We start from the raw sequence: 15,362 nt of genomic DNA on the forward strand, positions 1-15,362 counted from the left end.
CGGCTGCTTAGTTACCCGACGTCCTGCCCGCCGACCGCCAGGCACATCGCCAGAAAGCGTTCGGCGGCGCGGGCAGCCGCATCGGCATGCGGCACCAGGATGCTCAGCGTTCGCGTCAGCGGCTTGGGCAACAGGCGCAGGGCCGCCAGTGCCCCGTCTTCGTGACGCATCGACATCACGGACACGAAGCCCACGCCCAACCCCGCACGCACGGCCTGCTTCACCCCTTCCACCCCCGCCAGCTCCAGGCCCACCGACGGCGCCAGACCGCCATCGCGGAACGCCCGTTCCACCAGCCGCCGCACGCCGGAACCGGGTTCGCGCATCACCAGCGGCGACCCCGCCAGATCCCGTAGCGTCACGGCGCCCTTGCCCGCCAGGGCGTGATCCGCCCGCACGATCGCCACTACTTCGTCCTGCCGCCATGCGTGCACCGCCGTGTCGGCGGGCAGTCCGGGGGGCACGTCGCCTTCGATGAACGCCAGGTCCAGCGCCGGCAGGCGATCCACGATCTCGCGCGTATTGCCGTCCGACAGATGCAGGCTGACGGCCGGAAACGCGTGGCGAAAGTCCGCCACCAGGCGGGGCAGCAGGTAGCTGGCCGGCGTGGTGCTGGCGCCCAATCGCAATGCACCGGTTTCCAGGCCACGCCAGGATTCCCGCACGGCCTGCGCCTGCCGGTACACCTGGCGCAGCTGCCGCGCCTGCTCGGCCAAGCGCTCGCCGGCTTCGGTCAGCGCGATGCCGTGGCCGCTGCGGCGGTACAGCGGTTCGCCAAACCATTCCTGCAAGGCGCGCAGCTGGCCGGACACCGCCGGTTGCGACAGATGCAGCGCCTGGGCGGTGCGGCTGATGTTGCCGGTATCGGCGACTGCGGCGAACGTGAGCAATTGATCCGGCGTCATGGGCTCGATATCAGAATTTCTGATATTCAATATTTAGATTGAAGATTTTTCAAATAATACGGCCGGATCTAATATTTCGTCTAGTTATGTAGTTATGCCCAAAGGGCCAGTAATGAACACCTCCACCACGACCGCCGTCCCCCTCCCCGCCAGCCCCGCGGCCCCTGCTGCCGCAGCCCCCGCTGCCGCGGCCACGCCTTGGCGCGACAAGCTCAACGGCGTGCTGTTCGTGGGCCTGATGGCCGGCGCGGTGATGCAACTGGCCGATCTGCCCTTCATCCGGCAGCTCGGTTTTTCGCCGCTGGTCGTGGGTATCGTCGTCGGCATGCTGTATGGCAACTTCCTGCGCGGCACCATGCCCGCGGACTGGGGCGTCGGCGTGAATTTCACCGCGCGCCGCCTGCTGCGCATCGCGGTCGCCTTCTACGGCCTGAATATCAGCATCCAGCAGATCGCCGCCGTCGGCATGCCGGGGCTGGCCGTGTCCGTGGCGGTGGTGGTGGGCACGCTGCTGATCGGCACCGTCGTCGGCCAGCGCCTGCTCGGACTGGATCGCGACACCGCCATGCTGACCGCCGCGGGCAGCGCCATCTGCGGTGCCGCCGCGGTGCTGGCGTTCGAACCCACGCTGCGCGCCGCCCCTCACAAGAGCGCGGTGGCTGTCGCGACCGTGGTGCTGTTCGGCACGCTGTCGATGTTCCTGTATCCGGTCTTCTATCACGCCGGCTGGCTGAACTTCGATACGCAGGCGCTTGGCATCTACATCGGCGGCACGGTTCACGAAGTGGCGCAGGTCGTGGGCGCCGCCAGCAACATCGACCCCGCCACCACCGAGGTCGCCACCATCGTCAAGATGACCCGCGTGGCGCTGCTGGTGCCCGTGCTGCTGGTGCTGGGCATGTACCTGCGCAGCGCCGCCTCCCATGCGGGCGGCCAGGGCAAGAGCGCCAAGCTTCCGATCCCCTGGTTCGCCGTCGGGTTCCTGGTGCTGGCCATCATCAATTCGCTCGACATCATTCCCGCCGATGTCGTCGCGGCCATCCGCCGGCTCGACGTCTTCGCCCTGACCATGGCCATGACCGCGCTGGGCATCGAAACGCGCTTCGCCCAGATCCGCAAGGCCGGCCCGCGCGTAATAGCCCTGGGCTTCATCCTTTACGTCTGGCTGTTGGTTGGCGGCTACGGGATCGTCAAGCTGGCCACCTGATGGCCGCGCCGGGCCGGGCGGCGGGCGCCGACGCGCACGCCGCCGTCTCGTTTTTCCTGCATAATCGGCTGGTTCTCTAGCATTGGAGTCGGCCGCATGACCTCCAGCACCAAAACCCCGTTTACGACTCTGCCTGCCCATCGCGACGCGGTGTTGCGCGTCATGCCGATGCCGGCCGATGCGAACATCCACGGGGACGTTTTTGGCGGCTGGATCATGGCTCAGGTCGACATCGCCGGGTCCATCCCCGCCGCCCGCCGCGCCGCTGGCCGTGTCGCCACCGTCGCGGTCAATGCCTTCCAGTTCAAAGAGCCCGTGTTCGTGGGCGACCTGCTCAGCTTCTACGCCGCCATCGTCAAGACCGGCACCACGTCCATCACGGTCTCCGTCGAGGTCTACGCGGAACGCCAGCGGCTGGACGCCGAAGTCGTCAAGGTCACCGAGGCCACGCTGACGTATGTCGCCACCGACGAAGCGCGGCGCAGCCGCCCTCTTCCCACACTTTGAGCCGTAACGCATGACGCAGTCCGCCGCCGCGCAGAAACCGCCCGCGACGCCACGCCGCCTCGACCCGGAAGACGCCCAGACCGCCCTGGCTGAAGTCCAGGAGCGCCTGCGGCGCCAGCAGCTTGTCGAAGACCTGGTTCACCGCCAGGAAGAAGGCGACGCCAAGGCGCCCCTCGTCGAAGACCTGGTGCACCGCCAGCACGAGGCCGAGCTCAAGACGCTGGTCGACAACCTGCACCCGGCCGACATCGCCTTCATCCTCGAATCGCTGCCCAAGGACGAGCGCCAGGCGATCTGGAAGCTGGTCAGCCCCGAACACGACGCGGACGTCCTGCTCGAAGTCGAAGACTGGGTCCGTGAATCGCTGATCGAAGCGATGGACCGCCAGGATCTCGTCGCCGCGACCGAAAGCATGGACGCGGACGAGCTCGCCGACCTGGCGCCCGACCTGCCGCCCGATGTGGTGGCCGAAGTCCAGAAGGGTCTGACCGAGGAAGAGCGCGCGCAGCTGCTGGAAGCCATGGGCTATCCGGAAGACAGCGTCGGCGCCATCATGGACTTCGAGATGGTGCGCGTGCGCGAGGACGTCACGCTCGAGGTCGTGCTGCGCTACCTGCGCCGGCTGCACGAACTGCCCGATCACACCGACCAGATCTTCGTGGTGGACCGCCAGGACAAGCTGCAAGGCATCCTGCCCTTGTCGCGCCTGTTGGTCAGCGAGCCCGAAACCGAAGTGCGGGCGGTCATGAATTCCGACTTCCTGACGCTGAACCCGCTGGACTCCGACGCGGACGCCGCCGGCGCCTTCGAGCGCTACGACCTGGTTTCCGCCCCCGTGATGGACGACCAGGGCCGGCTGATCGGCCGCGTCACCATCGCCGACGTCGTGGACGTGATGCGCGAAGACTCGCAGGAACAGGCGCTGTCGCGCGCCGGTCTGCAGGAAGAAGACATCTTTGCCCCCGTCAGCACCGCGCTGCGCAACCGCGCGCCGTGGCTGCTGTTCAACCTCTGTACTGCCGCCACGGCCTCGTTCGTGGCGTCGCAGTTCGAGGGCACGGTCAGCCAGATCGTCATCCTGGCGTTCCTGATGTCGATTGTGGCCGGCATCGGCGGCAACTCGGGCAACCAGACCATGACGCTCATCATCCGGGCGCTGGCCATGGGCCGTATCACCGGTCGCAACCTGTGGCAGCTCGTCAAGCGCGAGCTGTTCGTGACCTTGCTGGTGGGATTGTGCGGCAGCCTCGTGGCCGCCCTGTTCGCGTGGGTGATCTCGCGCTCGCTGTCCATCGCGCTGGTGATGATGGCCGCCATGATCTGCAACATGCTGGTCGGCGCCTCGGTCGGCGTGCTGGTGCCCATGGTGCGGGCGCGCTTCGGCAAGGACCCGGCAATGGGCTCGTCGGTGCTGCTCACGTTCGCCACCGATTCGCTCGGCTTCTTCATCTTCCTGGGCCTGGCCACGATCTTTCTTCTGTAGCGCTGCCGCCACATCCATGCGCCGCATCGGATGGCCGCAGCCCCTGCCGCCCCCCCGGTGACAGCCCGCTGACAGGGAAGATGACACGCGCTCCGTTACAGTAACGGAACTGTCATCTTTACCTGGGTCCTGCGATGACCGCCAGATTCCGCGCCGCGCTGCTCTGCGTGCTGTTGTCCGTTTTCACCGTTTCCGCACACGCCTGCGACGGCATGCCCTCGTGGGCCCAGTCGGCGTGCAATCGCATCGACCAGATCTGGTCCGAAGGCGGCAACGACCTCTATGTCAGCGGCTGGGCCTGGCACAACCGCGCCAAGTACAGCGCCGACAAGATCGACAGCTTCCGCGAACTTGCCTGGGGCGGCGGCTACGGCCGCAGTATCTACGATGAAGACGGCGACTGGCAGGGCCTGTACGCCATGGCGTTTCTGGACTCGCACTCCAAGGTGCAGCCCATCGCCGGCTATGGCTTTCTGAAGATCGGCCAGGTCAGCGACAACTTCCGGCTCGGCGCGGGCTACACCGTGTTCCTCACCGCGCGCCACGACATCATGAGCTACGTGCCGTTTCCCGGCATCCTGCCGCTGGTCAGCGCGGGCTACAAGGACGCCATGCTTTACGCGACGTACATCCCGGGCTCAAGCGGCGCGGGCAATGTGCTGTTCGTGTTCGGCCGCTGGCAGTTCTGAAACGCGTCAGAACGCGTGACCCAGCTTGCGCACCAGATCGCCCAGCCGCCAGTCGTCGATCCCATGCGCACGCAGCGCGCGCGCCGTTTCCACCACGTAGTCCAGGCACGGTCCGGAATGTCCGACCGCATTGCGCACGGACGTCAGCAGGCGGTCGTCGCAGAGATCGGCGGCATACTCGCGGCAGGTGCGATTCAGCAGGAACACCAGTCCACGCACCGGCGCGGCCTCGGTGTGACAGGTCAGCCAGCGCGGACGGTAGGCGCCCGTGACCATCTCCCGGCGCCATAAGGCTTCAAAGACCTGCGGCACGTCGCTGGCCGCGATCTGGAAGGCCACACCGCGGCAGCAACCGCCGCGATCCAGTCCGAACACGAGACCAGGATTGTCCGGCGACCCGCGGTGGTCATGCGACCACAGGCACAGCGAACGGTGATAGCCCCGCACGGTGGCCAGGCGCCGTTCGCGCCAGGCAAACCCGGGATGCCAGATCAGGGAACCGTAGGCAAATACCCACAGGTCGTCGACGCCATTCCAGCCGGCCAGGAGGTCATCCACCGATGCTGCTTGCCGCGATTCTTGCAATCCGGCGCAGCCGGCGGGCACTGCCAACGACATAGGGTCCTCTGATATCCCAATTCACTCCAAGACTGGAGTGAGCGATATCCTACGCCGCGCCCCGCGCAAAAGCATTGCCAGATTGGGCCCGCGCAACACGCAGAAAGAAATTTGCATCCGCGGCGGCGGGGGACTCAGGAAAAAATTTGCGCGCCCGGCGGCTACACGGCGCCCAGCGGCAATTCCGTGGTGCTTTTAATGACTTCCATCGAGAAGCTGGCGCTGACGTCCAGCAGATCCACCGCGCCGATCAGCCGTCGGTAGAAGCGGTCGTACGCCGCCATGTCCTCGACCACCACCTTCAGCAGATAGTCCACGTCGCCGGCCATGCGATGGAATTCGACCACGTTGGGCAAGGCCATCACGGCATTGATCAGGCTTTGCGTCCATTTCTCGTTGTGCTGGCTGGTGCGAATGGACACGAACACCGTCAGGTTCAGGCCCAGCGCGCGGGGATCCAGCAGGATGGCGTTGCGCGCAATGACGCCGTCGTCCTTCAGCTTCTGGATCCGGCGCCAGCACGGCGTCACGGAAAGGTTCACCTGTTCGGCCACTTCCGCTACGGAGCAGGTGGCGTCTTTTTGCAGCAGCGCGAGTATCTTCAGGTCCGTCTGGTCCATGGGATGTCTTGACGCCATCAGTAGGTTCCGGGGTAGCTGCCCCCGTCGATCAGCAGGCTTTGCCCAGTCATGTAACCCGAGTGCGCCGAGCAGACATACGCGCACAGCGCGCCCAGTTCCTCGGGCTGGCCATACCGGCCGGCGGGGTTGCTGCGCGCCCGCTCGTCCCACAACTGCTCGAACGTCTTGCCGCCCTGCTCCACCATGCCCTGGATGTGCCGGGTCTGCGCATCGGTGGCGAAGGCGCCCGGCAGCAGATTGTTGATGGTGACGTTGTGCCGGACCGTCTGACGCGCCAGGCCGCCCACGAAGCCGATCAGGCCCGAACGCGCACCGTTGGACAGCCCCAGCTCGGCATGCGGCGCCTTCACGCTGCGCGACACGATATTGACGATACGCCCGAACCGGCGCTCGACCATGCCGTCCACCACGCGGCGGATCATGTCGATCGGTCCCAGCATCATGGCGTCGAGCGCGGCGATCCAGTCGTCACGCGACCAATCGCGGAAGTCGCCCGGCAGCGGGCCGTCGGCGTTGTTGATAAGGATGTCGGGATGCGGACAGGCGGCGATTGCCGCGTCGCGCCCCTCGGCAAGCGTCAGGTCGGCCGACACCCAGCCCACGCCGATGCCGGTTTCGCGCGATATGTCGGCGGCGGCCTGTTCAAGCGTCTGCGGATTGCGCGCCGCGATGGTCACGGCCACGCCTTCGCGCGCCAACTGCAGGGCGCAGGCGCGCCCCATGCCGCGGCTGCCGCCAAACACCAGTGCTTTTTTGCCGCTGATCCCCAGGTCCATGCCTGCCCTCTCTGCTGTCGCGTTGACGGCGCCGGACCTCCGCGGCCCGCCGCTCCGAAGCGGTCCAGTATAGGAGCGCGCCCGCCGGCAGGGAATTTTTTTCTAATCGGACCGGCCAAGAAAAATGGGGCCCCGCGAAGGGCCCCATCGGCAATGCAGCGCGCTGCGCTTACCACATCAACCCATCCATTGGCTCACGGGCGCCGCGGTATCTTGCAGCGGCTGCGCGATCACGTCGATCAGCGCGGGGCCGTCGTGTTCCATGGCGGCCTTGATCGCGGCGTCCAGCTTGGACGGGTCCTCGACACGCCACGCCTTCACGCCATAGGCCTCGGCGATACGCGCATGGTCGGTGCGATTGAAGTCCACGCTGTAGTAGCGCTTGTCGTAGCCGGCCTTCTGGCTGGCCTTGATCCAGCCGTAGACCGAGTTCGAGAACACCACCATCAGCAGCGGCGCCTTGTGGCGCACGATGGTTTCCAATTCACCCACCGTGAAGCCGAAGCTGCCGTCGCCCATCACCGACACGCACTTCGATTGCGGACGGCCGACCCAGGCGCCCAGCGCCGCCGACATCGAAAAGCCCAGCGCGCCGTGGGCGCGGTTGGTGATGAAGTGGCGGCCGGGACGCGAGACGTCGTAATAGGCCGAAAAATACGGGCACGGCGTGCCGGGGTCCGCGCAGACTACCGCGTCGTCGGGCAGCAGGCGGTTCAGCGACTGCACCACGCGCTCGGGGCGGATCGGCGCGTCCAGGCTGGCGGCCAGCGGCTCAAGCTGCGCGCGGCGTGCCTCCTTGGCGCGGCCGGCCAGCACCGCTCCGTCGGTCGCATCGGACGGCCGGTGCTTGATGCGCGCCTGCACTTCGGCGGACAGCGCTTCGAGGGCCAGCTTGGCATCGCCCACCAGACCGACTTCGGTCAGGTAGTTGGCGCCGATCACCATCGGGTCGATGTCGATGTGCAGGATCGGCACGTTGCGGTTCGGGAAGCGCCAGTGCTCGGTCGAGGTCGACCCGGCACGGCAGCCCACGAAGAGCACCACGTCGGCAGCCGCCACCACATCGCGCGTCGCCATCACGCCGCCGTTCGATCCCACCACGCCCGCATTCAGCGGATGGGTGTCGGCCAGGCTGCCCTGCCCGCTCACCGTCACGCACACCGCCGCCTTCAAGGCCTCGGCGACTTCCTGCAGCGCGCCGCAGGCGCCGGCGATGACCACGCCGCCGCCGCAGATGATCACGGGCGAGCGCGCCGCCACCAGGCGTTGCGCGGCGCGCGCCACGTCGGCGGGATCCGGCGCGAAGCGCATGGCGGGGAAGCTGCCGTGCTCGGGCTGCGCCCACACGTCGGACGCATCCACTTCCTGCTTCATCACGTCATAGGGAAAGCACAGGTGCGCCGAGCCGGGCTTGCCGGTCGTCATGGCGCGGAAGGCCGCGCGCACCATGCCCGGAATCTGGTCCGCGCGGTCGATCGTGCGGTTCCACTTGGTCAGCGGGCGGTAGAGCGCCTCCTGGTCCAGTTCGGTCAGCGGATACTTGCCGCGCGAGCCGACGGCCACGTCCGACGTGATGCCCAGCACGGGAATCGACGACTCGTTGGCTTCGACCAGACCAGGCAGCAGATAGGTCGCGCCGCCGCCGCTCGGGCCTTCGCACACGCCGACCTTGCCGGTCACGCGTGCATAGGCGTCGGCCATGTAGGCCGCGCTGCGCTCGTCACGCGTCAGGATGTGCTGCATGCCGTGGTCCAAGCGGTACAGCGCGTCGTAAAGCGGCAAGGTGGTGTCGCCGCACAGGCCAAAGATATGTTTGACGCCGTTGTGTTGCAGCATCCGCACCATCGCTTCGGCGCCGTTCATGTGTTCCATGTCATCTCCACGTAATTCGGGAGCCGGGCCGGGGCGGCATTCAGCCGCCCCGGCCCGACGCCGTTCAGTTGTCCAGATTGATGTTGCTGCTCTTGATGAAAGCGCTCCAGCGGTCGTACTCCGACTTCACGTACGCATCCAGCGCAGGACCATCAGACGCAACGATCTCAAAGCCCGCTTCCGTGATCTTCTTCTTGATCTCGGGATCGGCCAGCACCGCCTGGAAATCGGCCGTCAGCTTCTTGACGGTGGCTTCCGGCGTGCCCTTCGGGGCGAACATGCCGCTCCACGAATAAGCGACAAAGCCGGGGAAGCCCGATTCGGCCACGGTGGGCACGTTGGGCAGTTCGGGCAGGCGCTTTTCACCGGCGACGGCCAGCGGCTTGATCTTGCCGGCCTGGATCTGGCCACGCAGCGCGGCAAAGCTCAGCCACGTCATGTTGGCCTGCCCGCCGACGACGGCCTGAATGGCCGGTCCGCCGCCGCCATACGGCACGTGCAGCAGCTCAACCTTCGACAGCCGCTTGAGCTCTTCCGGCGCCAGATGGTTCAGCGAGCCCACGCCCGTGGACGCATAGTTGAACTTGTTGGGCGGCTGCTTGGCGGCTGCCGCCAGGAACTCCTTCAGGTTGTCCCCAGGCACGCTCGGATTCGCGCCGATCACCAGCGGAAAGCGCACCGTCTGCCCGATGGCGACAAAATCCTTGAACGTGTCGTACGGCAGCTTGGGCTTCACGGCCGGATTGATGCCGTGATTGTCGAAACTGACCAGCAGCGTGTTGCCGTCCGGTTCGGCGCGCGCCACGAACGCCGTGGCGATCTGGCTGGCGGCGCCCGGACGGTTCTCGACCACCACCGCGCGGCCGCCCATCTGCTGCGACAGGCGCGGCTGCAGGATGCGCGCCAGGATGTCGGTGCTGCCGCCTGGCGGATACGGCACGACGAGAATCAGCGGCCGTTCCTCGGCCATCGCCGGCGCGGCGACAAAGGCGCCCCCGGCTGCGGCCAGCGTGCATACCGCCGCCAGCGCCCGCTTGATCGTTCTATTCATCAGTTTTCCCCTGCTGTTGTGGTGTTGGCCGGCACTACCGTGGCGGGTTCGGCCTGGTCCCGCATGTAAATCGTTGAAAAGCCCGTGCGGATGACGTCGGTGATCTGGTCCAGCCGGCGGCCGATATGCGCGCTGATGAGGCCGGGCAAGGCCTCGATGTCGCGCTTTTGCAGCGCGTCCACGATGCGCAGGTGCTCGCCTTGCGTATGGCTGCGGCGTCCTTGCTGCATGTCGATCCAGCGCACGAAATGAATGCGCGCGTTGACGCTTTCCAGCGCCCGCACGAATTCGTCGTTGCGCGAGTAGCGCGCCAGCGCCAGGTGAAAGGCTTCGTCCAGTTCCAGCAACCGGGCGGCATCACTGTCGTCGGGCTCGTCGCGCGAGCGTTCGACGAAGGCGCGCAGGCTGGCAAGCTCCTCGTCGGTGGCGCGCTCGCAGGCTGCACGCACGATGCCGGCTTCCAGCACCGCGCGGTATTCATAAAGACTGTGGATCTGCTTGGCGTCCAGCAGGCGGGCAATGAAGCCGCGATTGACCGCGCGCGTCAGAAATCCTTCGACCATCAACTGGTTCAGCACCTCGCGCAGCGGCGTGCGGCTTACGTGCAGCCGGCGCGCAAGCTCAACCTCGTTGATGCGTTCACCCGGCTTGAACTCAAAGCGCACCGCCATGGCCTTGACGGCGCCATACAACTCGGCCTGCCCGGCCGAGGTGCGGGCCGCGCGGGCAACGGGGGTGGCTGCAGGTTGCGAGAGCGTCATACCGGATCGCCTGTGGCAATGTTCCAGTCGGGATGAAGTGCATACTAAAGTGCATACACTTTGACGGACAACCCGGGTTTGCCCCAGGCGGGCACCCTTTCGCGCGGTCGTCGCCCACGGCCGCCTCGTGACGGGGACGGGCAGGCATGAAAAAGCCCGCCAGGCGGCGGGCTATCGGCAAGCAGTCGGTACGTGGAAGGCTTACAGCCCGGTATCCAGCGTGTAGTGCGCGCCATCGCGATTTTCGAGGGTCAGCGTGGACAGGACAGGCGTCTGCGCAGCGTCGTCCTGCTGGACGTGAATGCGCAGGTTGGCCAACGGCACGTCCCAGCCGCCGTTGGCGGCTTCGGCAGTCACCCCGGCCACCAGCGCCAGACGCTCGGCCACGCCGCGGGAGTCCGCCGCGCGCGCATCGATACGATGCAGGCTGCGGGCGCCATTGGGATGCGCCATCAGTTCGGGCGACCAGACGCACTCGGGCGTCAGGTGCCGGCAGAAATACATGCGGATGCCGGGCAAGGGCTGCTCGGCAAAACGCACGGTATGGAAACGGGCCTGGACTTCCTGACCGTCCAGCATGGCCGGACGGGTCAGTTCCTGGACGGGATTGACGGCAAAGCCGGCGTCCTGCAGCCGCTTGTAGGTGGCCTCGGCGTCATAGGTCCGGAACACCAGCGCTTCCAGGCCAAACGGCGAATCGGCAATTTCCTTGCGCGCGGGCGGCGCGCCCGGCGGCCAACCCAGCAATTCGACGTACGTGCCTTCCAGCACGATCAGGCGATTGCACGACCCCAGGTTGTGCACAGCTTTGTCGCTGAGGTGAAACCCCTGCCGTTCGTAGTGGGGCGCCAGCGCATCCAGCCGGTCTCGCACCATGACGACGGCGTGGTCGAATTCAGTGCGGCCGACAGAATGCAGCATGAAGGCTAACCCCTTTTATCAGACCAGCTTACCGTGGCACTGCTTGTACTTCTTGCCGCTGCCGCACGGGCACGGATCGTTGCGGCCGACCTTGGGCAGTGCGTTGCGCGCGGGTTGCGCACCCGTTTCCTGCGCATCGGAAGCCAGCGCCTCGTCGTAGTCGGAGTGGTGATACTGCACGTTCTGGACATGCGACTGCGCCGCTTCGGCTTCGGCCTGCTCGACCTGTTCCGACGACTGCACGCGCACCGTCATCAGCACCTTCACCACGTCGTCGCGCACGCGTTCCAGCATGCCCGAGAACAGTTCGAAGGCTTCGCGCTTGTATTCCTGCTTGGGATTCTTCTGCGCATAGCCGCGCAGATGGATGCCCTGACGTAGGTAATCCAGCGCCGACAGGTGCTCGCGCCAGTGCGTGTCAATCGCCTGCAGCATGATCGAGCGCTCGAACTGCGACCACGATTCCTCGCCCACCTGGTCGACCTTGGCCTGGTACGCATCGCGCGCCGCGGCCACCACGCGTTCGCGCAGTTCTTCGTCGTTCAGGTTGGGTTCTTTTTCCAGCATCTCGGTCAGCGGCAGATGCAGGTGCCAGTCGGCTTCCAGCGCCTTCTGCAGCGCGGGGATGTCCCACTGTTCTTCCACCGATTCCGGCGGCACGTACGTGTTGAACAGATCGGTCACCGCGGCGTCGCGCAGGTTCTGCACGGTTGCGCTGACGCTGGCGGCTTCCAGCACGTCGTTGCGCTGCGAGTACAGCACCTTGCGCTGGTCGTTGGAAACGTCGTCGTATTCCAGCAATTGCTTGCGGATGTCGAAGTTGCGGCCTTCGACCTTGCGCTGCGCGGTCTCGATCGAGCGCGTGACCATGCCGGCTTCGATGGGCTCGCCCTCGGGCAGCTTCAGGCGTTCCATGATGGCGCGCACGCGGTCGCCCGCGAAGATGCGCATCAGCGAATCTTCCAGTGACAGGTAGAAGCGGGACGAGCCCGGATCGCCCTGACGGCCGGCACGGCCGCGCAGCTGGTTGTCGATACGGCGCGATTCATGGCGCTCGGTGCCGATGATGCGCAGACCGCCCGCAGCCTTGACCTGATCGTTCAGCGGCTTCCATTCGGCGCGGATCTTATCGATGCGCGCGGTCTTTTCGGCTTCGGACAGCGATTCGTCGGCGCGGATCAGGTCGACCTGCTTGTCGACACTGCCGCCCAGCACGATGTCGGTACCGCGACCGGCCATGTTGGTGGCGATCGTGATGTGACCCGGTTTGCCGGCTTCGGCCACGATCTCGGCTTCGCGGGCGTGCTGCTTGGCGTTCAGGACCTCGTGCGGCAGCTTGGCCTTTTTCAGCAGGCCCGACAGCAGCTCGGAGTTCTCGATGCTGGTGGTGCCCACCAGCACAGGCTGGCCGCGCTGGTGGCAATCGCGGATGTCTTCGAGGATGGCGTTGTACTTTTCGCCGTCGGTCTTGAAGACCTGGTCGTTCTGGTCTTTACGGACCATGGGCTTGTTGGTCGGGATGATGACCGTTTCGAGCCCGTAGATTTCCTGGAATTCGTAGGCTTCCGTGTCCGCCGTACCGGTCATGCCGGACAGCTTTTCGTACATGCGGAAGTAGTTCTGGAACGTGATCGACGCCAGCGTCTGGTTCTCGTGCTGGATCTTCACGCCTTCCTTGGCTTCGACGGCCTGGTGCAGGCCATCGGACCAACGGCGGCCCACCATCAGGCGGCCCGTGAATTCGTCAACGATCACCACTTCGCCGTCTTGCACGACGTACTGCTGGTCGCGGAAGAACAGCGTGTTGGCGCGCAGCGCCACCATCAGGTGGTGCATCAGCGCAATGTGGCGCGGGTCGTACAGCGATTCGCCTTCGGGCAGGATGCCCAGACGGGCAAGAATGCCTTCGGCGTGTTCGTGGCCGGCTTCCGACAGGTAGACCTGCTGGCTCTTTTCGTCGACCCAGTAATCGCCTTCGGGTTCCGGCTCCTGCGGCTTGGGCTCGTGCGCCATGCGCGTCAGCAGCGGCGGCACCGCGTTCATGCGGACGTAGAGTTCGGTGTGGTCTTCGGCCTGGCCGGAGATGATCAGCGGCGTGCGGGCCTCGTCGATCAGGATCGAGTCCACTTCGTCGACGATGGCGTAGAACAGCACGCGCTGGCGGCGGTCTTCAACACGGAATTCCATGTTGTCGCGCAGGTAGTCGAAACCGAATTCGTTGTTGGTGCCGTACGTGATGTCGGCAGCGTACGCGGCCTTCTTTTCGTCGTTCGGCTGCTGCGGCACCACCACGCCGGTGGACATGCCCAGGAACCGGTACAGGCGGCCCATCCATTCGGCGTCGCGGCGGGCCAGGTAGTCGTTCACCGTGACCACGTGCACGCCCTTGCCGGCGATGGCGTTCAGGTAGACGGGCAGCGTCGCCATGAGCGTCTTGCCTTCACCCGTGCGCATTTCGGCGATCTTGCCGTTATGCAGGGCGATGCCGCCCAGCATCTGCACGTCGAAGTGCCGCATGCCGAACACCCGCTTGCCGGCTTCGCGCACAACGGCGAAGGCTTCGGGAAGCAGATCGTCCAGGGACGTGCCCTGGGCGTGGCGGGAACGGAATTCGTCGGTCTTGGCCGCCAGTTCCGCGTCGGAGAGCGCGGAGATCTTGGGTTCGAGCCCATTGATCTGGGTTACCAGCTTGCGATACTGCTTAAGCAGCCGGTCGTTGCGGCTACCTATGAGTTTTTTGAGCAGAGAAACCATGCGTATGTCGGCCGCACGAGCCACACCACACCCGAAACGCTTGGGGCAGCGTCACCCGTGACTTGATGTTATTGGTTGAGCGGGGGTCCGCCGGGAAACGAACCAGTTTAACGCACCTGGAGCGTAATAGCCTGGACCTATGACCAGGGTAGCACTGTCGGCCGGTTTGACCGGCCAACCCGCGAAGGGTTCAAGGCGCGGCAGCCTGCGCGACGGCGGGCGGCGCGTGCTGAGGCTGCGGCCCCAGGAAGAGGCGCGGATCCAGCGGTTGCCCGGCAAGGCGGACCTCGAAATGCAGGTGCGGGCCGGTGGATCGGCCAGAGCTGCCGACGCGCGCGACCTGCTGGCCGCGCTCGACCAGATCGCCCTGCTTGACCAGCAACGACGACGCATGGGCGTAGCGGGTGATCAGGCCGTCGCCGTGGTCGATCTCGACCATGTTGCCAAAGCCAGGCGCCCACTTGGCCTCGAGCACCACGCCGCCGGACGCGGCCAGGATCGGCGTGCCGGAGGGCGCCGCGAAATCCAGCCCTTCGTGCATGGCCGAACGGCCCGTCACCGGGTTGCGGCGCCAGCCATACGAGGACGACAGATAGGGGTAATCGGTGATCGGCATGGCGGTCGGCATGCGCGCCTGATCCGCGGAACGCTTGGTGAGCGCCGCATCCAGCAACTTCAGGTTGTCAGTCTGCTGCGACAGCCGTGCCTGGATCTCGTCGAGCTGCCGGCCCAGCGCCTCGGCCGACGCCGCGCTGGGCGGCGGATGGTCGGTAAAAAGGTCGTCCATGACCTGTGTGGCCTCGGGATGCGCCGGCGCCTCGGGCTGCGCAGATGCCAACTGCTGGGCCAATTCGGGGTCGGTGTAGGCCACGCCCGCCACCTTGGCCACACGCTGGCCCAAGCCGTCGATGCTGACCAGCTTGGCCTGCAGCGCGCCGACCTTCGAAGCCAGCAAGTTCATGTTTTCACGCAGGAAATCGGCGTCGCGCCCAGGCTGCTCCGACAGCGGCCATCCCATCGTGTGGACGGCGGGAAGGATCGGAGTGATGTATCGTTGAAGCGCTGCGCCAAAAATGGCCGCGGTAATCAAGGCGCCCCCCAGGAACAACGCCAGTCGCGCGCCGCCCAGGGTGAAATGCCCGTCCTGCCCGTCGCGGGCGTGCATAATCACGATCTT

At 66.1% G+C, this 15,362-nt stretch carries 14 protein-coding genes; 4 read left to right on the forward strand and 10 right to left on the reverse strand.

The window, feature by feature from the left end:
• Nucleotides 1-11: 11 nt before the first annotated feature.
• The gene (locus tag KW836_RS24510) at nt 12-905 is read right to left on the reverse strand and encodes a LysR family transcriptional regulator (RefSeq protein ID WP_218345025.1); all 894 of its coding nucleotides are present in this window, start codon (nt 903-905) and stop codon (nt 12-14) included.
• A 112-nt stretch (nt 906-1,017) separates the two neighbouring features.
• Between KW836_RS24510 and KW836_RS24515 the strand changes: the two genes are divergently transcribed.
• The 4 genes from KW836_RS24515 (at nt 1,018) to pagP (ending at nt 4,791) form a co-directional block, all read left to right on the forward strand.
• Complete coding sequence (locus KW836_RS24515; RefSeq protein WP_255596200.1) at nt 1,018-2,112, forward strand: YeiH family protein; 1,095 nt, start codon at nt 1,018-1,020, stop codon at nt 2,110-2,112.
• 96 nt (nt 2,113-2,208) lie between these two features.
• Complete coding sequence (locus tag KW836_RS24520) at nt 2,209-2,619, forward strand: acyl-CoA thioesterase (RefSeq protein ID WP_056569253.1); 411 nt, start codon at nt 2,209-2,211, stop codon at nt 2,617-2,619.
• A gap of 10 nt (nt 2,620-2,629) precedes the next feature.
• Nucleotides 2,630-4,102 carry a magnesium transporter gene (mgtE, locus tag KW836_RS24525; RefSeq protein WP_175125612.1) on the forward strand — a complete coding sequence of 491 codons (1,473 nt, stop codon included), beginning with the start codon at nt 2,630-2,632 and terminating at the stop codon, nt 4,100-4,102.
• 134 nt (nt 4,103-4,236) lie between these two features.
• Complete coding sequence (pagP, locus tag KW836_RS24530) at nt 4,237-4,791, forward strand: lipid IV(A) palmitoyltransferase PagP (RefSeq protein ID WP_175139409.1); 555 nt, start codon at nt 4,237-4,239, stop codon at nt 4,789-4,791.
• Nucleotides 4,792-4,797: 6 nt separating this feature from the next.
• Here pagP and KW836_RS24535 read toward each other — a convergent pair whose 3' ends face one another.
• The 9 genes from KW836_RS24535 to KW836_RS24575 form a co-directional block, all read right to left on the reverse strand.
• Nucleotides 4,798-5,409: a gamma-glutamylcyclotransferase gene (locus tag KW836_RS24535; RefSeq protein WP_175125622.1), complete on the reverse strand. Its 612-nt coding sequence runs from the start codon at nt 5,407-5,409 to the stop codon at nt 4,798-4,800.
• A 161-nt stretch (nt 5,410-5,570) separates the two neighbouring features.
• Nucleotides 5,571-6,029, reverse strand: coding sequence for an Lrp/AsnC family transcriptional regulator (locus tag KW836_RS24540; protein WP_056569264.1), 459 nt, complete (start codon nt 6,027-6,029; stop codon nt 5,571-5,573).
• Nucleotides 6,030-6,046: 17 nt separating this feature from the next.
• Entirely contained in the window at nt 6,047-6,826 is a 780-nt protein-coding gene (locus KW836_RS24545; RefSeq protein WP_218345026.1) for an SDR family oxidoreductase, read from the reverse strand.
• Between the two features lie 177 nt (nt 6,827-7,003).
• Nucleotides 7,004-8,698, reverse strand: coding sequence for a thiamine pyrophosphate-binding protein (locus tag KW836_RS24550; RefSeq protein ID WP_175125624.1), 1,695 nt, complete (start codon nt 8,696-8,698; stop codon nt 7,004-7,006).
• 64 nt (nt 8,699-8,762) lie between these two features.
• Entirely contained in the window at nt 8,763-9,749 is a 987-nt protein-coding gene (locus KW836_RS24555; protein WP_175139411.1) for a tripartite tricarboxylate transporter substrate binding protein, read from the reverse strand.
• Nucleotides 9,749-10,510, reverse strand: coding sequence for a GntR family transcriptional regulator (locus tag KW836_RS24560; RefSeq protein WP_218345027.1), 762 nt, complete (start codon nt 10,508-10,510; stop codon nt 9,749-9,751). Before KW836_RS24560 ends, KW836_RS24555 begins: the two co-directional genes overlap by 1 nt.
• 201 nt (nt 10,511-10,711) lie before the next feature.
• The gene (locus KW836_RS24565) at nt 10,712-11,431 is read right to left on the reverse strand and encodes a VOC family protein (protein WP_218345028.1); all 720 of its coding nucleotides are present in this window, start codon (nt 11,429-11,431) and stop codon (nt 10,712-10,714) included.
• A gap of 18 nt (nt 11,432-11,449) precedes the next feature.
• Complete coding sequence (gene secA / locus KW836_RS24570; RefSeq protein WP_175139414.1) at nt 11,450-14,185, reverse strand: preprotein translocase subunit SecA; 2,736 nt, start codon at nt 14,183-14,185, stop codon at nt 11,450-11,452.
• 190 nt (nt 14,186-14,375) lie between these two features.
• Entirely contained in the window at nt 14,376-15,350 is a 975-nt protein-coding gene (locus KW836_RS24575) for a M23 family metallopeptidase (protein WP_175125681.1), read from the reverse strand.
• Nucleotides 15,351-15,362 lie beyond the last annotated feature (12 nt).

This window comes from Achromobacter sp. ACM05, assembly GCF_019218915.1.
GTDB lineage: Bacteria > Pseudomonadota > Gammaproteobacteria > Burkholderiales > Burkholderiaceae_B > Achromobacter > Achromobacter animicus.